The sequence below is a fragment of the Pseudoalteromonas piscicida genome (assembly GCF_002208135.1).
GTDB classification, from domain to species: Bacteria; Pseudomonadota; Gammaproteobacteria; order Enterobacterales; family Alteromonadaceae; genus Pseudoalteromonas; species Pseudoalteromonas piscicida_A.
This window is the reverse complement of the sequence record NZ_CP021646.1, coordinates 647,790-668,647: the sequence shown is the minus strand read 5'-3', so window position 1 is coordinate 668,647 and position 20,858 is coordinate 647,790. Positions and strand designations below refer to the sequence as shown.

The window sequence follows — 20,858 nt, the reverse complement described above, 5'->3', positions numbered from 1 at the left end:
TATGACGCTACCTTTTTAGCTCGATAAAGCACACCACCTGTGAAAGTGCATTTGTTAACACATCCAAGTCAGTGCGATTTGTTATTGTTGTGATCGTTTTGCTTTGCGTTTCAAGGTCTTTTGCAACTTTCGCCAGTCGCTTAAAGCCCAGACCTGCAGCAGCGCCCTTAATTCCATGTGCTAATTCAAATAATGCTGAACCTTGCTCTATTTCAGCAACCTGTTCTAGGTAATCATGGCAAAGTTTAGCAAATTTATCTAACATTGTTTGCAAAAACGTTTCATTTTGCATCATTTGTGATAAAGCAAACTCATAATCGAAAAAGGCTTCTTCTGTTTTATCTGATTGAAAAATATTGCTTGCCAATGCCTTGCACGCCTGTGTGCTATTAATTGGTTTTACCAAATAATCATTCATGCCAACGGCTGTGGCTTTCGCCCGTTCTTCTTTGCTTGCATTGGCGGTCAAGGCGATAACAGGTAGCTCAGTTTCAGACCATACTTCCCTGATCTGCTTGGTCGCTTGATAGCCATCGATGTTTGGCATATGGATATCCATCAGGATGATATCCGGTCGCAGCGAGCGGCAAACTTCCTCAATATGTTCAGCGCTTTGAAGCCCTACGGTAGAGATACCGTTTTGTTTTAACATATTCTCAGTAATATCTAAATTTAAGTTGTTATCGTCGACCACCAAACAAAGCGCGCCAGCAACTTGCATACACACGTTGTCGACGGTTTGCGTCATATGGGCAAATTCAGCAAGCCAAGTGTAAGCCGATTGGTAAAACACACTTTGATTGAGCGCAATATGGTTACTTCGCTCAGGGAACTCCCCTTCACAATGTAGTAGTAAGGCAGTATTGCCAGATACAGAATATGCGGGTTCAAGCGGTGCTTCTGGCGGAATAACAACAATAGACTTGTCGAGCTGAGCATGCATCGCGTGCAATCGCTCAACAGATAAAGGCTCCGCGAGACCCGCAAAATAGCTTGGTAAGCTATGCGCTTCGGTGGTGAGACAGTAGACTTCTTTGTGACTATCTACAACCGGGCAAGCGCCTTTATCTAGCACCAACTCAAAGAAAAAGCAGCTTCCTTCGTTAGGGGTTGAGTTAACCGCAATGTCGCCACCTAAAAGTGCAACTTCTTGCTTCACAATCGCAAGCCCCAAACCAATGCCTTCGTGACGACGTGTGAAGCTTTCATCACCTTGGGTAAATGCATCAAAAAGATGCTCAATCTCTTGCGACTTGATCCCAACGCCAGTGTCCCAAACGGCAAACTTTACGGTTTGTTTTGCAGCCCTATCAACGAGTAACGTCACCCTCAAACCAACCTTGCCATGATTGGTATACTTTACTGCGTTGCCAAGCAGGTTTACCAAGATTTGCTTTACCTTATCTTCATCACTGTAGAGATACGGCCAAACTTGGGGGTCGACCTGTAACTCAAACTCCAAGCCTTTTTGTATACACAAAGGCTTTATCAATGATTCTATCGTGGTAAATATATGGCAGGTTTGAAATGTCTCATATTGAATTGTGCCTTGGTGGCTTTCGACTTTGGCAAACTCTAAAATACTGTTGAGCATGGTAAGCAGCTCATTAGCAGCCCCGGAAAGCTGCTGCAACTTTTTACTCTGAACTCGACTCAGCGCCTCACTTTTGATCATATCCGCCAGACCTAAAATGGCATTAATTGGCGTTCTAATTTCATGACTGATATTAGCGATAAAGCGGCTTTTGGCAAGCGTTGCGCGCTCTGCATCTTGCTTTGCTAACAACAGACCGGTGATATTTTGAATATGGATCACGTAATACTTAGGGCGCTTATTTTTATCCCAAACTAAAGAAATACTCAATTGTAACCAGCGGTGCTTACCCGACTGTGAGATCATGTGTTCAACGACTTTCTTTTGCTCTTTTAAAAGCCCTACCAAAACAGGCTTTAGCTCTTGCCAGTTTTGCTCATCAAACAAGCGCTCTAGCTGCTTTTCTCCCGTATTCTTATCAAGTGACAAGTAACGTTTGGCAGCCTTGTTCATCTCCAAGATTTTACCGCTGATCGCAGCCAAAATGACACCATTTGGTGCAAACTCAGTCGCTGCCCTAAAGTTTTCTTCAGAATCTCTTAGGGCATTATACGCCTCTTGTGCTGCGGTAATATCTCTCGCAACTCCCAAACAACCAATGAGCTTTCCGGTTTCCGATTTTAATGGGGTGATAGTCAAAAAGTAAGTATTTGCCCCAAGGACAAAGTTAGTTGCAACCTGCTCTTGCGAGCGTTCCATCGCCGCTTCTTGCTCAAGTAGTATGGTTAACCCGGAAGTCACTTCAGGTTGTGTTTTCGCAACCAAATCCGACTTATCGACCCCCATAAACTCTTCGAACGCGCGATTACAACCGATGAATGAACCGTCGATATTTTTGAAATAGATAATATCAGGCACAGAGTCAAGCACAGCGTTAAGTAAAGCAGCTTGGCGCTCTTTTGCCTCAAAGCTTTGTTTTAATGCCTGTTGTTTGCGCTTAATTTCGTCATCTAGTTCTTGATTATGTTGTTTAAGGGCATGCATCAAGCGCGATTTTTGCTCCACCACCTGCTTGATTTGTATAAACCAAGGTTGCCATTCTGAGGGAATGGGGTAGTTTAAGGTGGCTTGTGGCGTGTGCTCTTGCAAAGATAAATAGTTCACAAAATGCTTTAAAGGTCGGACAAATATTTGTCCGCTTAACCACACAATAGTCACAAAGGTAAAAAGAATAAAAAACAGTAATAGTGCGAGTTCGAGCAAGATTTCCCGCTGTAGTGGAGCGGCAAACTGCTCATAGCTTTCATGATAGTTTAAACTGATAGGCTCTTTGGCGGGCTTAGCGATAAAGTGTAGTCCGTACTGCCAAGGTGCTGATGAATTTACCAGCCCATCGTGGTCGTGATCATAGCGTTTCCCCGCGATAATCTCATCACTTTGGTTTTTAAATTCCATCGTACCGTCTAGGGAGCCTATGTTTAACAACCACCTATCAATAATATCGCTATCGTAGATCATCAATACATGGGCGTTATCCACCGTTGATAGTTTCTTACCGAGCGCAAACATTTGTCTGTCGAAAAATTTCACAGGTGGACCAACGACTATATTGCCTATACTAAAGTCGGGTTCGAACTTACCTTGAACTAGCCGCGTTATGAAATGACTGCTTGAGGCTTCTCGACGCTTAACATACGCAAAGCCGTCATCTTCTATGTATGCGACCGCATACAATCCACCTTGCAACGCGAGCGCGGCATCAAACGCGGTATTAAGCGACAACACGGTTTGCCATCGTTTAGTGGCAAAAAGTGCCTCACTGACTTGCCCACGACCAACAATCTCTCCGCCATTGTTTGGTAAAGCATGATAGTAGTGTTCAGGGTGTTGCTCTATGTCTTCTAGCCACTCTGGTGGCTTTTGAAATGAAATAGGCTGCGCTAGATTAACGGCAATGCTATCAAGGACTACATGTGCAGCATAAAACTCTTGTTTTAGCTGCTGAGAAACATATTGATATTGGCCAAAACGAACTTTGTACTGGCGTTCGAGTTTAATTTGATAGAGATGGTAAGCTAAAACGAGGACAAGTAGGATGGGTATTATTACCGCCACTAAAATTCCCTTTCGGTAACTTTTTAGTGGTAAAAATTCTTTTGTCGCATCCATTTACTGGCTCGTTCCCGTTTGCACACAGTGTTAGCAAAAGAGTAACGAGCCAGTCGGCTCAAGGCAAGTTATAAATTTTCTTCAGCAAAACTTGCCAAGCGGCTTCGTACTACACCGTTTAAGTTAATGGTAGCGCTACCTTCAAAGTCTTTAAAGCGCTCGACAATATAAGTTAACCCTGATGTGACAGGAGTGAGATAATTACTATCAATCTGAGCGAGGTTTCCCGTACAAATTAGTTTGGTTCCTTCACCACAGCGAGTGATGATGGTTTTTAACTGTGATGCCGTTAAGTTTTGGCTCTCATCTAAAATAACGACCGCATTTTGAATACTGCGGCCACGCATAAAGTTCACTGACTTAAACTGAATATTTGCCTTCTCCATAATGTAGTTTCGGCTTGTGACAGGGCTTTCGTCATGTTTATGGAGCACCTCTAAGGTATCTGTGATTGCCGCAAGCCAAGGGGCCATTTTTTCTTCTTCCGTGCCGGGTAAAAAGCCGATGCTCTCTGCAATTTCAGGTGTATTTCGCGTCACAATTACCTTGTCGTAAATCCCTTTTTCGATGATCATTTCAAGGGCACTAGCAAGCGCTAATAAGGTTTTCCCGCATCCCGCAGGCCCGGTAAGTATCACCAGTTCAATGTCCGTATCAAGTAATGCATCCAGCGCCATACCTTGGTTGATATTTTTCGGTTTCACTCCCCATGCTTGACGGTGCATCAAACGTTCAACGCCTAAGTCTTTTAATCGTATATGTTCAGAGTCGTAACCCACAACCCGAGCTGCAAAGTGATTCGTGTCGTCTATTAGATATTCATTACAGAACACATCGGGTACGAGCGATTTTGGTACATCATGAACCGTGTAGCGCCCTTCCTGCTGCGTTTGACACTCACCGACATTTTGCCAAAAGTCGCCTTCAACCTTTTTAAAGCCACTGGTCAACAGCGCAATGTCGTCAATCAGCTGATCAGTACGATAGTCTTCAACATACTTGAGTCCAGCGCCTTTCGCTTTAAGTCGCATATTGATGTCTTTGGTAACCAGCACCACTTTTTTGTCGCTGTACTGGGTTTGCAAATGTACCGCACAATTAATAATACGGTGATCATTTTCGTTGCCGGGTAACCCTGAGATGGAATCAGGAAACAGGTGATCGTTTACAATAATCAATTTACCTGAACTGGGCGTTCTATGACTTTCAATCTTTAGTGTTGGTAGCGCTACCCCCTCTAACATTTGCTCTGGTGTTGCATCGCGAAGCACATCATCTAACCCACGAATTGCAACTCTTGCGTCTCGGCTCACGTCACTCTTTCGATCTTTAATGTGGTCGAGTTCTTCAAGGACAGTCATAGGAATGACAACATCGTGTTCTTGGAAGGAAAGATAAGCGAGCGGTTCATGGAGAAGTACGTTGGTGTCGAGCACGTACACTTTATGGTCTTTGTCTTGTTTTACCATAGCGCATTCCTGTTGTTTACAGATTATTATGCTATACCCAATACACAACACTGCGGTTAATTATGTTTTGGATATAGTTCAAGTTTAGTCTATTTGTCACAAAAGTCGCTTTTATGACAGTAGAAAATCCAACTTGCATATTGATAAAAAACAACTAGTTAGCGATTGTCATGCCAACTAAATAGAAAAAGCGTCAGCGCTTGATAAATAAAGGCTTGAGTCACTGTTGTGTATTGAACAAACCGACATGAATAGGTAACATAGCCGCCTTTTTTCTGCATAGACGAGATAACCATGAATTTTTCCTTAGGTCAGCGCTGGATCAGTGATACGGAGTCAGATTTAGGATTGGGCACAATAGTGGCACTTGAGGGGCGTCAAGTGACTATTTTATTTCCCGCTAGCGGAGAAAACCGTGTTTACTCAGTACAGGAAGCCCCTGTAACTCGAGTCGTATTCAACCCAGGCGATGTGATCCGCCATGTTGAAGAGTGGGAACTACGTGTTGACAGCGTGGAAGAGCAAAATGGACTATTTTGCTATCATGGTACTCGAGTTGATAATGAAGAAGATACTTCATTCAAAGAGACCTTTCTTGATCACTTTCTTAAGTTTAATAAACCTCAAGATCGTCTATTTGCAGGCCAAATTGACCGTTTTGATCGCTACACACTGCGCTATCAAACTTGGCAACACCAGTTTGATAAAGAACAGTCTCACCTTAAAGGGTTGATAGGTCAGCGTGCGAGCCTTATTCCGCACCAGCTTTATATTGCCGATGAAGTCGGTAAGCGCTTTGCACCTCGCGTATTGCTGTCTGATGAAGTCGGCCTAGGTAAAACCATTGAAGCGGGCATGATTTTACACCAGCAAATTCTTTCTGGTCGCGCCAACCGAGTATTGATTGTGGTTCCGGAGAACTTACAGCATCAATGGTTAGTAGAAATGCTACGCCGCTTTAACCTGCACTTTTCGATTTTTGACGAAGAACGTTGTAGCGAAGCCTATGCTGATGCACCTAATGTATTCGAAACAGAACAGCTAGTGCTGGTTAGCCTAGAGTTTATTACCAAAAAGCGTCGCTGGTTTGAACAAGCCACACTCGCCGATTGGGACTTACTGATTGTCGATGAAGCACATCACCTGACGGTAACAAAGGAAAAGCCAAGCACTGAATACCAACGTATTGCTGAGCTTTCTCAGGACATTCCTGGACTTATCTTATTGACTGCAACCCCGGATCAACTTGGCCACCGCAGTCACTTTGCACGTTTACAGCTACTCGATCCGGACCGCTTCTACGACTACGACGCGTTTGTTGAAGAAGAAAGTCATTATAAAGAGGTCGCAGAAGCAGCTAATAACCTACTGCAAGACAAAAAGCTAGACGCAAAAGAAGAGCAAACGCTTTGTACACTGCTAAAAGAAACCGATATTTCTGAGTTACTTGCAAAGGCACAAAGTGGCGATAGCGACGCCAAAGCAGAAATCTTGTCTATGCTACTTGACCGTCATGGTACTGGCCGCATTCTATTTAGAAATAGCCGTAGTGGCATTGATGGCTACCCAAGCCGTTTGTTACATCAATACCCTGTACCTTTACCTAAGCAATACAAAACAGCAATGTCGGTAATGGGTAACATTGGTGGTATTCAAAGTCTTGAATTTAACGCCATGCGCGCTTTATTCCCAGAAAAAATCTTCCAGGAGTTTGAAGGGGAAGGAAGCGGCTGGGCGCAGTTTGACCCGCGCGTTGAGTGGTTGATTGCTAAATTAAAAGAGTTAAAGCACGAAAAAGTACTGCTTATTTGTGCCAAAGCGGAAACCGCAATCAGCCTTGAACAAGTGTTACGTGAGCGCGAAGCGATTAAGGCCGCAGTGTTCCACGAAGGCATGTCTATCATTGAGCGCGACCGCGCGGCAGCGTTTTTTGCTGATGAATATGATAGCGCACAAGTATTACTTTGTTCTGAAATTGGGTCAGAAGGTCGCAACTTCCAGTTCTCACATCACTTGGTGCTATTTGATCTGCCGCTTAACCCAGATCTGTTGGAACAGCGTATTGGTCGTCTTGACCGTATTGGTCAAAAACACGACATCAATATTCACGTGCCTTACTTTGAAAGTACCGCACAAGAAGTATTGCTACGTTGGTATCACGAGGGCTTAGATGCGTTCGAAACCACCAGCACCACGGGGCAAATGCTGTACAAGTCTTTTTCTGATGATTTGTTAGCGCTGATCGCCGAGCATAACTGTGACGAAGACGAATTAGATCCTCTATTGGAGCAAGCCGCAAAAGAAAATGCGCAGCTGCGCACAAAGATGGAGCAAGGTCGAGATCGCCTACTTGAGCTTCACTCAAGTGGCCAAGGTAAAACAGATAATATCGTTGCTGAACTTGAAGCACTTGATAACGACGTAATTTTGCCTGCGTTTATGATTAATGTGTTTGATACTTTTGGTGTTAACCAAGAAGACAAAGGCGAGAATACGATTATTCTCAAACCGACCGAGCACATGCTAAATCCTTCTTTCCCTTGTTTGAAAGACGATGGCATCACAGTGACTTTTGACCGTAACACCTCGCTGTCACAAGAAGACGCGCATTTCATCAGCTGGGATCACCCAATGGTCAGCGGCGTGATGGATATGATCTGTAACGATGACTTTGGCTGTGCGTCAGTGGCACTACTTAAAAACAACAAGTTACCTGTCGGTACTTTCTTTGTTGAAATGATCTTCGTTGCAGAAGCTTCTGCGCCTAAGTCTCTTCAGATAGGCCGCTTTTTACCGCCGACACCAATTCGTGTTCTTATGGATAAAGGGGGCAATGACTTAGCGCAGAACGTTGCGTTTGATGCATTCAATCAACAGCTTTCTGCCGTTGGCAGACAAACCGGCAGTAAGCTAGTTAATGCGCTACAAAGCGCTATTCACCCGCTTATTACTCAAGCTGGCGATATTGCACAAACTCAACTTGAAAGCATTCAAGCCAGTGCGATGGATAAAATGCAAAAGCAATTAGGTGATGAGCAAGGTCGTTTGCAAGCTCTTAAAGCTATCAATCCGAACATCCGTGACGAAGAAGTTCAAGTATTTGATAAACAAAGAACTGAGCTGAGCACACACATTGAAAAAGCGCAGCTTAAATTGGATGCGATTCGTTTAATTGTGGTTGCAAACCAGTAAATCTCGCACATCGAAAGAGAGCTGCGGCTCTCTTTCTCGCTACCGCTCACTTAGCAACTCATATATAATACGCGGCTTCGTTCTGTTCATGCTGAGGCAGCTGGTGTTACTAAATTACGCTCCCCCCTTTCTCCCTATCTTGATATTTTGTACCAAGATGAAGATATGTTGGTGATCAACAAGCCAAGCGGGTTACTCACCGTACCTGGTAAAGATCCAAAGCATTGGGACAGCGCTATCGCCAGAGTGAATTTTGTCTACCCTACGGCCAGAATTGTGCATCGCCTTGATATGGCAACATCCGGCGTACTGTGCCTTGCTATGAATAAAGCAGCGCATCGCCATCTGAGCATTCAGTTTCAAGACCGGTTAACCCACAAGCATTATATCGCCCGGGTTCATGGTAAATTACAGCTGCAAACGGGTTCTGTTGATTTACCACTCGTGTGTGATTGGCCTAACCGCCCAAAGCAAATGGTTTGTCATGAGACCGGAAAACCTTCATTAACGCATTTTGAAGTCATGGAGTATGAAGCGCAGGCAACACGCGTTAAGCTAACCCCCATCACAGGACGCTCTCATCAACTCAGAGTGCATATGCTTTCACTTGGACACGTTATCCTAGGTGATAGACTATACGCTACGGGAGAGGCGTTAGCGGCGGCTTCACGTCTACAGTTGCATGCAGAGATGCTGCAAATTTCACATCCAACAACTGCTGAGATGATGACCTTTACCGCTCCGATCCCTTTTTAGTGACCTGAGCTAAATAACCTGAGCTTCAGATAATTAATGCCTTTCTAGCAGCCAATTTTAGCGCTAACTGCGTTGAATTCACTTCCAATAGCCAGCTATTGGTGCGTAAATTCGCCTTGTTATCCCCAAAACTGTCTGGCTAGATAAGGGTATAATTTAATGTGGGCTTAAAAACAATGAGTTAGCTCATTCCTTATCCAAACCTCAGGTTAAATAGCGTTTACTCTGTTAGTTAGAAACTGTGGCCTTCGAAAATTAAGCAAATTTAGCGTTGTCAGCTAACGCTCAGATTAACGTTTGATTAGTCACTAAACAAAGCGAGTAAAAAGCACGCGGTTAACACATAAATTGCATTACTATGGTTTCGTGATCGGCAGATGTTTTATATACTGTAATTGTTCCCTAGCTCGTAGGACAGCTGATTAAGTCCCTGAGCCGATAAATTTCGTTTAGGATAGCAGTTTGTTTACTATTGAGCATGCTCGGCATGTACCGAGAAGCCTACGGTAGGCTGTTGCTCTCCGCCTTGAACCTCAGGGTTCAAGGGCTGACATCGGCATCCGCGAAGCCGGGGAACAATCTTTTCCACTACACACTTGTCATTACCTTAGAACTAACTCGCTTGTACACATATTCAATAAACCACATGTCCAATTCCATACTATAAAAACGGCTACACGGTTAACGTCGCAAAGCAAAAGAAATCGCGAGATAAACGCTAGAAAAGAGTTGCGAGATAAACTCTAGAAAAGCGTCGCGAGATAAACTCGCTGCTACGAAAGATTATTAGCTAAGCTCATATCTCAGTGTTTTTAATTACTATGAGTTAGTACCAACTCACCACAAGACATCTTTATATGATTGGAAAGACCATTAAAAACTTTCATTTTTATTGATAACCTTTTGTTCTATTCCATAGTCAAAGAATATTTTAGCCCAATCGTCAAAACCTCTATAGTAGCGCGTTATTTTCATATATTTCGAAAGGTATTCTGATGTCTTTTGCTGTTATCGCCGCGCTGGCGGTTTTTATTGCCATACTTTTCGGTCTTTACCGCTTTCAACAGCGCTCCGAAACCCTGTCACGAACGGTATTATTAGGCTTAGTTGCGGGTAGTCTATTCGGACTCGCACTACAATTTGTTTTCTCAGGTGACTTGAGCACTAAGCAGACTGTACTAGATTGGGTTGCGATTGTTGGTAGCGGCTATGTCAATCTTCTCAAAATGGTCATTATGCCATTGGTCTTAGTTTCTATGATTGCCGCGGTTGTAAAGTTAGATAATCAAGGCTCGCTTGGAAAGATCTCGTTTGTCACCATCGCAATTTTAGTTTTTACCACTGCTATTGCGGCGCTCATTGGTATTTTTATCACTCAAGCGTTTGGCTTAAGCGCACAAGGCTTGGTTGAAGGCGCACGCGAAACTGCCAGAATAGCGGTACTTGAAGAACGAGCAACAACCGTTGCCGATTTAACCATTCCACAAATGCTGCTTAGCTTTGTACCAACCAATCCGTTTGCAGATTTAACTGGCGAGCGCTCTACCTCGATTATTGCCGTGGTGATCTTTGGCGTGTTAACGGGTATTGCCGCTCGTAAAGCCATTTTGGAAGAGTCGGACTTAAGTAGCCCAATAAAAAATGCGGTAGAAGGCGCACAGGCCGTGGTACTAAGATTAGTACGTATGATCATCGCCCTTACGCCTTATGGTGTCGCTGGCTTGATGGCCAAAGTGATCGCCACATCAAGCATGGCTGATATTATTAGCTTACTCGGTTTTATTATTGCCTCTTACGTTGCTATTTTACTGATGTTTGTGGTGCATGGCTTGTTAGTTACTTTAGTTGGTGAAAACCCAAAACATTTCTTCCAAAAAATTTGGCCCGTTTTGACCTTTGCATTCACCTCACGAAGCTCAGCGGCAACCATTCCACTGAACGTTGAAGCGCAGATCCACAAGCTTAATGTCCCCCCTGCGATCGCAAATCTTTCAGCATCGTTTGGTGCGACAATCGGACAAAATGGTTGCGCTGGCATTTATCCAGCAATGCTTGCTGTGATGGTTGCGCCAACCGTAGGGATAGATCCGTTCGCACTCGACTTTATTGTCTCTTTAGTGGCTATGGTAGCAATTAGCTCGTTTGGTATTGCGGGTGTTGGAGGTGGTGCCACTTTCGCGGCGCTGGTGGTGTTGCCTGCGATGGGACTACCAGTGACGATTGCAGCGCTACTTATTTCTATTGAGCCATTAATTGACATGGCAAGAACAGCGCTCAATGTATCGGGTTCAATGACCGCAGGTACAGTGACAAGTCGCTTGTTAAAGCAAAAAAATACTAACGAAGCAATATAGTGCTACGCAGCTTAAAGGGTCAGTTAGTCCATTCTGGCCCTTAATCTCACTTTCAATCAATCACAAGCTTCGCAGTACCAAGCCAAAAAGACAGTAAGGACTTCATTGAATCCACCAGCTCGTGGTATTGGGACGGTTTGGTCATATAAGAATTTGCCCCTAACAAGTAACACTGTTTGATATCTAACTCTGAGTCCGAAGTACTGAACATAATAACCGGAATATGCTTAAGGTTTGCAGCCCCACGCACCTCAGCCAATACATCTTTACCGCTTTTTCGTGGCATATTTAAATCAAGGATAATAAGGCTAGGTAATAATTCGGTACTATTGAGTTTCTCAATCAACTCAACGCCGTCACATACAAATTGTAATTTAGTATCCATCACCCCATTGTCTTCAAATGCGTCACGGATTAATTCTTGGTCGTCGAAATCATCATCTGCAACCAAGATATAGTTCACAGAGTGAAGCTGTTTAATTAAATCATGAGGATGGACCATACGCTCTCTCCTTAAACTCGCATTAACCTCGAGTTTGTATGCTGATATCAGAACCGCATCAATGGCTCTACAGCTAATTTAAATCTCTTGCGCTGAAATTGGCAAGCTAAAATAGAAGGTAGAGCCTTGCCCCACTTCCGTCTCGACCCATATGCGACCATGATGTCGTTCGACAATTTTTTTACAAATAGCAAGTCCAAGCCCGGTACCGGCATATGCACTACGGCCGTGTAACCTTTCAAAAAGATTGAAGATCTGCTCACTAAATTCAGGATCAAAGCCAATCCCGTTATCCTTAACGGCAATGATCAGTTCATTTTCTTTTCGTTCGCTGCTAATTGAGACCCGTGGTGCCCTATCTGGCGCACTAAATTTAATCCCGTTATTGATTAAGTTTAGCAGCACTCGTTGCAACTGCCTGCGGTCTCCAAATACATCACCAAGCCCAGTGGTATCCACTTGTGCGTTTGATTCTTTAATAACTAACTCAAGATCCAGTAAGGTTTCAGCTAACGCATTATCGCCATTAAATGATTTAAATGACTCGCCTTTGCGGTCAATCCGTGAAAAGCTCAGTAATCCTTTAATCAACTTTTGCATTCGCTCTGCAGAGTCCATCATTCGTTTAAGGTAGGAGGTATGTTTTTCACTAAGCCCCTCAGTTGAACATTGGATCCGATCGCCAAACATTTGGATTTTTCTAAGCGGCTCTTGCAAATCATGAGACGCTAAAAAGGCAAAACGCTCCAGTTCTTGATTCGACTCATGTGCTTTTTCAAGTGCTATCGTCAGTAACTGCTCGGCAGTACGGCGCGAAGTGATCTCATTTTCTAAGGCTTCGGTACGCTTGGTGACTTTTTGTTCTAAAATTGCATTGAGCTTTTTATATCGTTCTGATTTAGCCAACACATAATTAACCAAGGTATTACGAAACTTCAATGCACAACTTACTTCGGCTTCCGTCCACGGGTGAGATTTACATTTCACATTCTCAACCCACAGTTTAAATGAGCTACGCGGCATTAAACGGTGGCTACCATCATCCAAAAACTCAATAGATTTTTCAGGCTTCCCCCCCAGTTTTTAGTTTGGATAACTTCCTTTCTAAACCACATGATAAAGTGATTCGCATCCGCAGAAAGTGGCATCATTAACACCCCACTCGCGGTTTTAGCAAACGTCTTAAATGACTCGTTGAGCTCACCTAAACTATGGCAATAAAAAATAGAGTCATCTCCAAGTTGATGCTCAGCAAGCCATTGGTAAATGGTTTCAATATCCGCTTTTGCGGGAGTTTGGCCGTAGCACTCCAAATCATTTTCAACACGCCACGCGACGCCCGTAGCTTTCATCATCTCTTGTAATGCAGCAGATTCGTACCGCAGGCCATCCACAAAAAAGACTTCTTTTGCCATGCGTTCAGTGACAGAAGAGCTTAAGGTCAGTGCATTGGCTTCTGCCATTGCTTCTAAAGACGAAGTTTTTAGAGAAATTAAATAAGATAGCATCAACCCCATATATTGAGCGACTTCACGGACGTTAAATGGAACCACATGCTTTTCATAGTGATGACAGGCAATCAACCCCACAACTTGCCCGCGACAATAATACTAATGGACATGGTTGCCTGAACGCCCATATTGCGTAAATATTGGCAGTGAATGGGCGAAACACTACGTAAAATGCAGGCGCTTAAATCAATTGCCTTATCTTGCGGATAAAGCTGTGAATTTTCACTATCAACATCGGCAAGCAAGCGGATCGGATTCCTTAGATACAGCGCCCTTGCTTGTTTTGGAATATCAGACTCGGGGAAATGTTGATGTAAAAAAGAGTTAAGTCCATTGCGCCTTGCTTCTGCAATCACCTCACCATTATACTCATGGTCAAATTTATACAGCATCACCCTGTCAAACTGCGTTAACTCTCTAATTTCCTCCACAGCCATCTCGAACGAAGCTTGTAAAGAGTGAGAATCAACCATACTAGACAGGGAGTGCTTCATAAGGTATTGCATTGAATGATTGATCTCAGCGCCTTGCACCGTGTTTGGCTCAAGCTCTAAAATGAGCCCAGCTTCGTTTTGACAAGCTACCACGGAGAATTCAACGCATTTTGAATCCTTGGTTTTTATGCTGGCTGTCATCGGATTCAAACGATGGATATCAGAGGAGTTAGCATTACTCACTAACAACTCAAAAAAAGGAGACTCAAAAATCGTTTCAGCATGAGTGTTGACTAAAGCGCTGGGTTCAAGGCCGACGAGTGCTGCAAAGTTTTCACTAAAGTAGCGTAATATTAATGTGTTAGTGTCGAATAGCAATAAATAGCCATGCGGCTGAATTGAACCTGGGATATGAATTGGTTCTTTATGACAGTTGTCTAACGTTGCTTCGAACTTCTCCACCGTTTGTACACCTTTTTCCTTAACTTACCTTGCAGTACCATCCTATCATGGATCCCTACCTAGTATGCAAGCAACAGAGTCATAAGCACTCGGTTCACAAAGCAATTAAATGCGATTAGACTTGTACAATTAGGAAGTAAAAAGTAAGTGTATTATGACAACTACTGTAAAGTGCCCAACCTGCCAGCAGGCTGTTGAATGGTCGGATAAAAGTCCATTTCGCCCGTTTTGCTCAAAACGCTGTCAATTAATTGATTTAGGTGATTGGTCTGACGAATCGAATACGATTTCTACACCAATGAAAAGCGGTGAACTCACGCCTCAAGATGCGGAAAGTCTAATTGAAGATATAGAAGCTATGCTGGCAAAAAACGACGATAGTTTTTTTAAAGAATAAACCAGCGGGCCGATTTCTTCGGCCTTTCTCTCTGTAGCCGCTTGTTTGACAAAACAAATAATTCAAACTCGGCAGCTTTTACTAGCGCTCTATTTCCGTTTGTTCTTGTTCCGCCTTTTGCTCTGTACTTCTTACCTCATTTTGATAGGTTTTAGCAATGTGTCCCGCCCCTTCCAAAATATCGCTCAATTGGATCCGGCAAATTTCCGACAATTTAATTAAGGTACCTAAGCGAAATGAGCTTGTTCCGTTAAGGTAGTCGTCTAATGTGGTGAGACCTATTCCGAGCTTTTGGCTAATGGTTTTTTTAGTATAGCCTTTACGCTTTTTGAGTTCTTTTAGCAGTTCTCGGATCCTAAGTGTCACCTCGTATTCTTCAGGTGTCTGCATGTCTTCCTCAGTGATACCTAGTTACAAACAGCCAACAACAAAAAATACCCTTAGTTACTCTGACGAAAACAAAAGTTATTGGAAAGTTTGTGCGCGTAAATTAAGAATTTTTCAATTCAACACTATTTCAAATTTCAAAGAGTTGTCCGCAGACTTGCAAGATACACTCTCAATCGAAAAATATCACAACGCAAACATGTTATCAACATGTAACTCAAACCAGTACAAGCTGTTGTACTATTTTATACGGTGATTCCGAGAGGTCGATTCTTTATATCAATCTGGAGTACAAGCTCTCATTTTATAAAAAGACGGCGGTGATAGGAAAATGATAAAGCCCTTACCGAGAAGGTCAGGGCTAAGTTAGAGAGACTTAATCTACTTTTTTATGACCTTTGTGGCTACGGCGTGATTTAAGTGCTTGGAGTTTGTCGCGCTGTTCTTCATTCAACACATGGAATACTTTGTGGCGAGTTTCCATTGAAAGCAACGCCCAAGCTTGCTTTTTATCTTGCCCTTTTTCCAGTAAAAGTTGCGCTTGTACCTTATCAAAGGTAGGGGCTGCCATGAGTGCTTTCATTTCTTCACGATAAGCTGAATGTGCTTCTTTCCCGCTTTCCTTTAGCGCTTTTTTGGCAGTTTTGTAATCTGCATAAATTGTCTTAAGTTGGCTTTGCTGCGCTTCTGTTAACTCTAATAACTTCTGGCCTTTATCTGATAGTAGCAACCTTGCTGAGTGTTCAAGCTGCCTGCCCATAGGGCTCGCGTTTGCAGTGAAGCTAAAAGTCGATACGCCAAGTGCTGTAACTAATGCTAAAGTAGATAGTAATTTCATGGTATTGGCTCCTTGTTCGCCATTGCTTTGTCACTTCCAAATTTAGCAAGCGCAAAGAAAAGGAACGTCAGACAGAGGTAAAGTTTTGTCAGTGCTTTGCAAAAAAAAGCAAAGGCAATTTACATAAGGCTTTGAAGTAAGGTGTAATATGCTAGAGCCGAACTATTCAGGCCACCGCCAATCAACAATGCTGGACCAAGTATGACAATGAAACATTCCATTTTACTTATTGATGACGACCAAGAGCTGTGCAGCTTGTTAAAAGAATACTTTACTGCAGAAGGCTTTGAAGTGGCGATGGCCCACACAGGGACTCAAGGTCTACAGCTGGCATTAAAAAAAAATTTCGACCTGATATTATTAGATGTGATGCTTCCCGAAATGGATGGTTTTGAAGTACTAAAAGCGTTACGTGTCCAGAAGATGACACCCGTCATTATGTTAACGGCAAAAGGCGATGACTTTGACCGTATCTTTGGTTTAGAGCTTGGTGCTGACGATTATATTCCAAAACCGTTTAACCACCGCGAACTACTCGCGCGCGTTAAAGCCATTACACGTCGCGTCGATCATTATAAGCAACACAGCCAGGATGATACCTTTACTATCCAACAGCTGCGTTTAGATGTGGCTTCGAGAAGCGCCACTGTCAATGGTGAAGTGCTGTCGCTGACGGGCACCGAATACGAGGTGCTACACTTGCTGGTCAGAACAGCAGGAGAAGTGGTCGACAAGCAGACTATTTCGCGACAAGTATTAGGCCGACCACTTGTGCCTTATGATCGCTCTATCGATATGCATGTCTCTAACGTTCGCAAGAAAATTGCCGCATTAAGTGAGCACACTTATATCAAAACGATCCGCGGCGCTGGCTATATTTTTCTAAAGGCGTAATGAATGAAGCGGTACTTACTTGTTAAGGTTTTTGCCTGGTTTTGGCTCACTATTATTGCCACTATGTTGTTGCTACTCGGGATCAGCATGCTACAACCTGATGTTGTAGAGACTCACCGTATCTCAAAGCCAATGCTGCAAAATCTAAAACACATAGAGCAAGCGTTAGTACGCGCAAGCGAGCGTCCCAATTTTGAGCTGAGTAAGGTAGCCAAATTGCGTAAAAGAAAGGCTCGCAATATCTATTTGAGCCATCGCGATGCCGAAAAAAGCGTTGCCGCCGATCCCAATATAAAAACGCTGAATTTAGATTTACTCAGTTTTACCGAAGATGCTAAACCGGTCGCTATTTTTACGCCCGAGTACAAAGCTTTTGGCCCGCTAGAGCTCACACTCTTGGGTGAAAGTTATCGTCTTTATTTAATTTTTGAAAACCATACACCAAGTGCGCTCATCAAATTAAGAACTCTACCGCTTTGGGTAAAAATCGCGGTCGTGCTAGGCGCTAGCTTGTTACTGTGTTTTTGGTTTACTCGAGATCTATTGTCGCCAATTAAAGAGCTACAAAAAGCTGCTGCAAAACTCTCTCGTGGAGAGCTGTCGAGCAGAGCCAATATAAATACCAAGCGCCAAGACGAGCTCAGTCAACTAGGTCATGATTTTAACTTGATGGCTGATAAATTAGAGTCTTTGGTTAACAATCAAAAACGCTTGCTTGCTGATATATCCCATGAACTACGCTCACCGCTCACCCGTTTGCAAATGGCCACAGGCCTCGCTGCCGGCCATGCCACAGCGCAAAGCCAAAGTTATATCGAGCGCATTGAACGTGAAGCTCAGTTAGTTGAAAATATGCTCAGCGATATTTTGCATTTATCTAAGCTCGAAGCGGATCAAGTGCCAATCGATAAGCAAATAATTAAGCTCAATGAACTGCTCGACCCGATATTGGAAGATGCACTGTTTGAAGCACAACAACTAGGGAAGGACCTTGTCGTCACAGCACTACCCGAGGCAACACTTTATGGCGACCCAATGCTACTTAACCGCGCATTCGAAAACATTATTCGTAACGCGATTAAGTATGCGACTAGCCGTATTAGTGTCGATATTGAAAGTGATGGTAATCAGTTGCGATGCAGTATCAGTGATGATGGTAAAGGCGTAAGTGAAGATATGCTCGACAAGCTTTGTATTCCATTTTTCAGAGTGTCGAGTGCACGCACACCGACCAAAAATCAAATGGGCGGGTTTGGATTGGGTCTTGCCATTGCGCAGCACGCGTTAAAAGTACATGACGCCCATATCGAATTTAGTAATAATATCGGTTTGCAAGTCAGCATTCGAATTCCATTACACAGGTAGCCATGTTTTATAGCCAAAGTCAGCAACTTGAATCACACCTTCCGGAAATTGATGAGCACTGGCAAGGCTGCCAAAAAGGCTTTTTTGATACCCCTCATGGTAGGCTATTTTACGCCTACCACATTCCAGAAAAGGCAACGTTCAGCCTAGTGTTGGTTAATGGTCGTATTGAATCTGCTCATAAATACAGAGAATTGCTGTGGGAGTTTGCGCAAAACAACATAGCGGTATTTACCTATGACCATCCAGGACAAGGCTACTCGCCGCGATTACTTAAAGACAAGCAAGTCGGCTATGTTAGACGCTTTGAAGATTATGCCGCAACGCTGCACTGCTTTATGGATCAAATCGTTGCCAAGCAAAACACCTTACCACTTTTTATATTGGCGCATTCAATGGGTGGCGCCATTACCTGCGACTATTTATCGCTATTTCGGCCTCATAACATTGAGGGAATCTATTTATCAGCCCCGATGCTTGGGATCAATACGACACCCTACCCGGCTTGGTTTGCCGAGGGACTTGCAGGCGCAGCTTGTTTATTTGGGCTAGGTAAGCATTATGCATTGGGACAGGTGCACTACCACAGCAAACCGTTTCAAGATAATGACCTTACTGATTGCCCAATCAGATATGCGCTGTTCAGAGGATTATACGATCAATTTCCCGAGCTACAACTCGGTGGTGTCAGCTTTGCTTGGTTATACACGGCACTACATAAATGCCGCTCGTTTCGAGATAGTAAGCTAGATCTGCCAATCCGTATCGCGACAGCTAGTGAAGACAGCATTGTTGATAATCAGGCACAAAGTCAATTCGCAGCGCATAGAGACAATGTGACACTCACAGAATTTACTGGGAAACACGAACTGCTTTGCGAGCAAGATAACACCCGCAAAGCCGTGCTGGATGACTTTTATGCGTTTGCAGCCGAGCTGCTTAGTGCTAAAGAAACAGGGTCTTGATGGATGAGTACGTCCATCTCACAGTCAAACTCTTCTTTAATGCTAGCAACCACCTCATCGGCGACCTGATGCGCACGCATCAGCGGCATATCATCGTCAAGCTCTAGATGTAGCTGAATAAATTTGATTTTGCCGCCTTGTCTGGTACGCAAATCATGCACTCCGTAAACGTCCTCATGACTCGATGCGATAAGTATGATCTGTGCTTTTTCTTCGTCTGGCAGCTCTTTATCCATCAGGTGTGCAGCACTTTCCTTGGCGATATCCCAACTGTTATAAAGTAAGTACATCGCCACCAAAATACCAAAAATCGGATCGGCGTAACCTACGCCGTAAAAGTTAAGCAATACTGCTAGAAGCACAGCAAGATTTAATAAAATATCGCCCTTATAATGTAACGAGTCGGCCTTAATAGCGATAGACTGCGTGCGCTTAACGACTTGATACTGGACAGCAACTACCAACAAAGTACAAACTATCGCAAATAAACTCACCCACACACCAAACAGAGAATGTGGAATGTGGGTTGGATTGATAATGCGCTCTACACCGTGAAAAGCCAACAAACTCGCAGAGCCGGCAATAAAGGCTGCTTGTCCAAGCCCTGCTAATGCTTCTGCCTTACCGTGACCAAATCGATGATCATCATCCGCTGGACGCAGTGCATAACTCAGTACAAAGAAGTTCATTAAAGAGGCGCTAATATCAAGCAGTGAATCAGTTAAAGAGCCGAGCATAGCGGCGCTACCAGAAGACAGCCAAGCCCAACACTTAGCTGCGATCATCAATCCCACCATTATGATGGTAAAGACACTTGAAAATCTAACCCAAAACTCATAGCTGCGATCCACTGGCACCTCAATTTTTCATGTTATTTAATCTAACGTTTGGATGACTAACCCTCGCAAAATGCCACGGCATCGCGATGCTGTTATATTACAGGGTAATGCTTTGAAATGAAAAACAGATTACGGTTGTATACTTTTTCACAACAGTCGTACTTTAAAAACCGGGTAATGGATTTCGCTCTATCAAGCGCAGCACATGTAAATGTCGACAAGTATCAGCTATACTGCCGGGCAAAATTTAATTGAGGCCTATCATGTTAGATATCGTTTTATACCAACCCGAGATCCCGCCTAATACAGGCAATATTATTCGTTTGTGTGCCAATACAGGATATTCACTACACCTGATAGAGCCGCTAGGATTTGAATGGGATGATAAACGGGTAAGACGTGCAGGCCTTGATTATCACGAGTTTAGCGAAGTAGAGCGCCATCCAAACTTTGAAGCATATTTAGCAAAACGAAGTCCAAAGCGCGTATTTGCTTGCACGACAAAAGGTACCAAGTACCATCATGAAGTTGCCTATGAAGCCGGTGACTGTCTATTGTTTGGCCCTGAAACTCGAGGTTTGCCTGAAGACATTATTTTTTCACTGCCTGAGCCTCAGCGAGTCCGTATCCCAATGCGTCCCGATAGCCGCAGCATGAATCTGTCTAATGCTGTTTCTGTTTTTGTTTACGAGTCTTGGCGACAGCTTGGGTTTGCTGGCGCAAAGTAATAATAGCTCCTATCCCCTGCTGCATAGGAGCAAACTCGAGGCACAAAAAAGGCGCCTTACGA

General features: G+C 43.6%; 16 protein-coding genes, 1 other RNA gene and 2 pseudogenes. 9 read left to right on the top strand and 10 right to left on the bottom strand.

All coding sequences use genetic code 11. The features are described from left to right. Positions 1 to 7: 7 nt before the first annotated feature. The 3 genes from B1L02_RS03155 to B1L02_RS03145 all read right to left on the bottom strand — a co-directional run bounded on the left by B1L02_RS03155 (position 8) and on the right by B1L02_RS03145 (position 5,468). Positions 8 to 3,703, bottom strand: coding sequence for a hybrid sensor histidine kinase/response regulator (locus B1L02_RS03155; protein ID WP_088529884.1), 3,696 nt, complete (start codon positions 3,701 to 3,703; stop codon positions 8 to 10). 68 nt (positions 3,704 to 3,771) lie between these two features. After that, the gene (locus B1L02_RS03150) at positions 3,772 to 5,172 is read right to left on the bottom strand and encodes a PhoH family protein (RefSeq protein ID WP_088529883.1); all 1,401 of its coding nucleotides are present in this window, start codon (positions 5,170 to 5,172) and stop codon (positions 3,772 to 3,774) included. A gap of 158 nt (positions 5,173 to 5,330) precedes the next feature. Beyond that, entirely contained in the window at positions 5,331 to 5,468 is a 138-nt protein-coding gene (locus B1L02_RS03145) for a hypothetical protein (RefSeq protein ID WP_223191938.1), read from the bottom strand. Between B1L02_RS03145 and rapA the strand changes: the two genes are divergently transcribed. The 4 genes and pseudogenes from rapA (at position 5,467) to B1L02_RS03125 (ending at position 11,474) form a co-directional block, all read left to right on the top strand. After that, positions 5,467 to 8,364, top strand: a complete 2,898-nt coding sequence (rapA, locus tag B1L02_RS03140; protein ID WP_088529882.1) for an RNA polymerase-associated protein RapA — start codon at positions 5,467 to 5,469, stop codon at positions 8,362 to 8,364. The two genes, B1L02_RS03145 and rapA, sit on opposite strands and share 2 nt — an antisense overlap. 103 nt (positions 8,365 to 8,467) lie before the next feature. Then, positions 8,468 to 9,120, top strand: a pseudogene (rluA, locus tag B1L02_RS03135) (bifunctional tRNA pseudouridine(32) synthase/23S rRNA pseudouridine(746) synthase RluA). Between the two features lie 396 nt (positions 9,121 to 9,516). Next, positions 9,517 to 9,699: non-coding RNA, 6S RNA (ssrS, locus tag B1L02_RS03130), on the top strand. A gap of 416 nt (positions 9,700 to 10,115) precedes the next feature. Continuing rightward, positions 10,116 to 11,474: an L-cystine transporter gene (locus B1L02_RS03125; protein ID WP_088529880.1), complete on the top strand. Its 1,359-nt coding sequence runs from the start codon at positions 10,116 to 10,118 to the stop codon at positions 11,472 to 11,474. Positions 11,475 to 11,526: 52 nt separating this feature from the next. Here the strand turns inward: B1L02_RS03125 and B1L02_RS03120 are convergent, their stop codons facing one another. The 4 genes and pseudogenes from B1L02_RS03120 to B1L02_RS24205 form a co-directional block, all read right to left on the bottom strand. Continuing rightward, complete coding sequence (locus B1L02_RS03120) at positions 11,527 to 11,976, bottom strand: response regulator (RefSeq protein WP_088529879.1); 450 nt, start codon at positions 11,974 to 11,976, stop codon at positions 11,527 to 11,529. 78 nt (positions 11,977 to 12,054) lie between these two features. After that, positions 12,055 to 12,576, bottom strand: a complete 522-nt coding sequence (locus tag B1L02_RS24215; protein ID WP_232003176.1) for a sensor histidine kinase — start codon at positions 12,574 to 12,576, stop codon at positions 12,055 to 12,057. Between the two features lie 12 nt (positions 12,577 to 12,588). Then, positions 12,589 to 13,391, bottom strand: a pseudogene (locus B1L02_RS24210) (histidine kinase); the annotation flags it as partial. Positions 13,392 to 13,555: 164 nt separating this feature from the next. Then, complete coding sequence (locus B1L02_RS24205) at positions 13,556 to 14,383, bottom strand: GAF domain-containing protein (RefSeq protein ID WP_232003131.1); 828 nt, start codon at positions 14,381 to 14,383, stop codon at positions 13,556 to 13,558. Positions 14,384 to 14,537: 154 nt separating this feature from the next. Here B1L02_RS24205 and yacG point away from each other — a divergent pair, with 154 nt between their 5' ends. Beyond that, complete coding sequence (yacG, locus tag B1L02_RS03110; protein ID WP_026000869.1) at positions 14,538 to 14,780, top strand: DNA gyrase inhibitor YacG; 243 nt, start codon at positions 14,538 to 14,540, stop codon at positions 14,778 to 14,780. An 81-nt stretch (positions 14,781 to 14,861) separates the two neighbouring features. Here yacG and B1L02_RS03105 read toward each other — a convergent pair whose 3' ends face one another. Both B1L02_RS03105 and B1L02_RS03095 read right to left on the bottom strand, forming a co-directional pair. Next, complete coding sequence (locus B1L02_RS03105) at positions 14,862 to 15,170, bottom strand: helix-turn-helix domain-containing protein (protein WP_088529878.1); 309 nt, start codon at positions 15,168 to 15,170, stop codon at positions 14,862 to 14,864. A gap of 373 nt (positions 15,171 to 15,543) precedes the next feature. Then, positions 15,544 to 16,005, bottom strand: a complete 462-nt coding sequence (locus tag B1L02_RS03095; RefSeq protein ID WP_088529876.1) for a Spy/CpxP family protein refolding chaperone — start codon at positions 16,003 to 16,005, stop codon at positions 15,544 to 15,546. Positions 16,006 to 16,212: 207 nt separating this feature from the next. Here B1L02_RS03095 and B1L02_RS03090 point away from each other — a divergent pair, with 207 nt between their 5' ends. Genes B1L02_RS03090 through B1L02_RS03080 form a run of 3 tightly spaced genes read left to right on the top strand, consistent with a single transcriptional unit; the run spans position 16,213 to position 19,229 of the window. Next, positions 16,213 to 16,899 (top strand): response regulator, encoded by a 687-nt coding sequence (locus B1L02_RS03090; RefSeq protein ID WP_088529875.1) that lies wholly within the window; start codon positions 16,213 to 16,215, stop codon positions 16,897 to 16,899. A 3-nt stretch (positions 16,900 to 16,902) separates the two neighbouring features. Then, entirely contained in the window at positions 16,903 to 18,264 is a 1,362-nt protein-coding gene (locus B1L02_RS03085) for an ATP-binding protein (RefSeq protein ID WP_088529874.1), read from the top strand. 2 nt (positions 18,265 to 18,266) lie between these two features. Next, positions 18,267 to 19,229, top strand: coding sequence for an alpha/beta fold hydrolase (locus tag B1L02_RS03080; RefSeq protein ID WP_088529873.1), 963 nt, complete (start codon positions 18,267 to 18,269; stop codon positions 19,227 to 19,229). Here the strand turns inward: B1L02_RS03080 and B1L02_RS03075 are convergent. Then, positions 19,181 to 20,026, bottom strand: coding sequence for a cation diffusion facilitator family transporter (locus B1L02_RS03075; protein WP_088532233.1), 846 nt, complete (start codon positions 20,024 to 20,026; stop codon positions 19,181 to 19,183). The two genes, B1L02_RS03080 and B1L02_RS03075, sit on opposite strands and share 49 nt — an antisense overlap. A gap of 305 nt (positions 20,027 to 20,331) precedes the next feature. Here B1L02_RS03075 and trmL point away from each other — a divergent pair, with 305 nt between their 5' ends. Next, positions 20,332 to 20,796, top strand: a complete 465-nt coding sequence (trmL, locus tag B1L02_RS03070) for a tRNA (uridine(34)/cytosine(34)/5-carboxymethylaminomethyluridine(34)-2'-O)-methyltransferase TrmL (protein WP_088529872.1) — start codon at positions 20,332 to 20,334, stop codon at positions 20,794 to 20,796. Positions 20,797 to 20,858 lie beyond the last annotated feature (62 nt).

Excerpts from the sequence above, each read along its gene's own strand:
- B1L02_RS03145 (WP_223191938.1), bottom strand. The coding sequence starts at position 5,468 with ATGGTTATCTCGTCTATGCAGAAAAAAGGCGGCTATGTTACCTATTCA.
- B1L02_RS03095 (WP_088529876.1), bottom strand. The coding sequence starts at position 16,005 with ATGAAATTACTATCTACTTTAGCATTAGTTACAGCACTTGGCGTATCG.
- B1L02_RS03085 (WP_088529874.1), top strand. The coding sequence starts at position 16,903 with ATGAAGCGGTACTTACTTGTTAAGGTTTTTGCCTGGTTTTGGCTCACT.
- B1L02_RS03080 (WP_088529873.1), top strand. The coding sequence starts at position 18,267 with ATGTTTTATAGCCAAAGTCAGCAACTTGAATCACACCTTCCGGAAATT.
- rapA (WP_088529882.1), top strand. The coding sequence starts at position 5,467 with ATGAATTTTTCCTTAGGTCAGCGCTGGATCAGTGATACGGAGTCAGAT.
- B1L02_RS03120 (WP_088529879.1), bottom strand. The coding sequence starts at position 11,976 with ATGGTCCATCCTCATGATTTAATTAAACAGCTTCACTCTGTGAACTAT.
- B1L02_RS03150 (WP_088529883.1), bottom strand. The coding sequence starts at position 5,172 with ATGGTAAAACAAGACAAAGACCATAAAGTGTACGTGCTCGACACCAAC.
- B1L02_RS03090 (WP_088529875.1), top strand. The coding sequence starts at position 16,213 with ATGAAACATTCCATTTTACTTATTGATGACGACCAAGAGCTGTGCAGC.
- B1L02_RS03105 (WP_088529878.1), bottom strand. The coding sequence starts at position 15,170 with ATGCAGACACCTGAAGAATACGAGGTGACACTTAGGATCCGAGAACTG.
- yacG (WP_026000869.1), top strand. The coding sequence starts at position 14,538 with ATGACAACTACTGTAAAGTGCCCAACCTGCCAGCAGGCTGTTGAATGG.
- B1L02_RS03155 (WP_088529884.1), bottom strand. The coding sequence starts at position 3,703 with ATGGATGCGACAAAAGAATTTTTACCACTAAAAAGTTACCGAAAGGGA.
- B1L02_RS03075 (WP_088532233.1), bottom strand. The coding sequence starts at position 20,026 with ATGGTGGGATTGATGATCGCAGCTAAGTGTTGGGCTTGGCTGTCTTCT.
- trmL (WP_088529872.1), top strand. The coding sequence starts at position 20,332 with ATGTTAGATATCGTTTTATACCAACCCGAGATCCCGCCTAATACAGGC.
- B1L02_RS24215 (WP_232003176.1), bottom strand. The coding sequence starts at position 12,576 with ATGCAAAAGTTGATTAAAGGATTACTGAGCTTTTCACGGATTGACCGC.
- B1L02_RS03125 (WP_088529880.1), top strand. The coding sequence starts at position 10,116 with ATGTCTTTTGCTGTTATCGCCGCGCTGGCGGTTTTTATTGCCATACTT.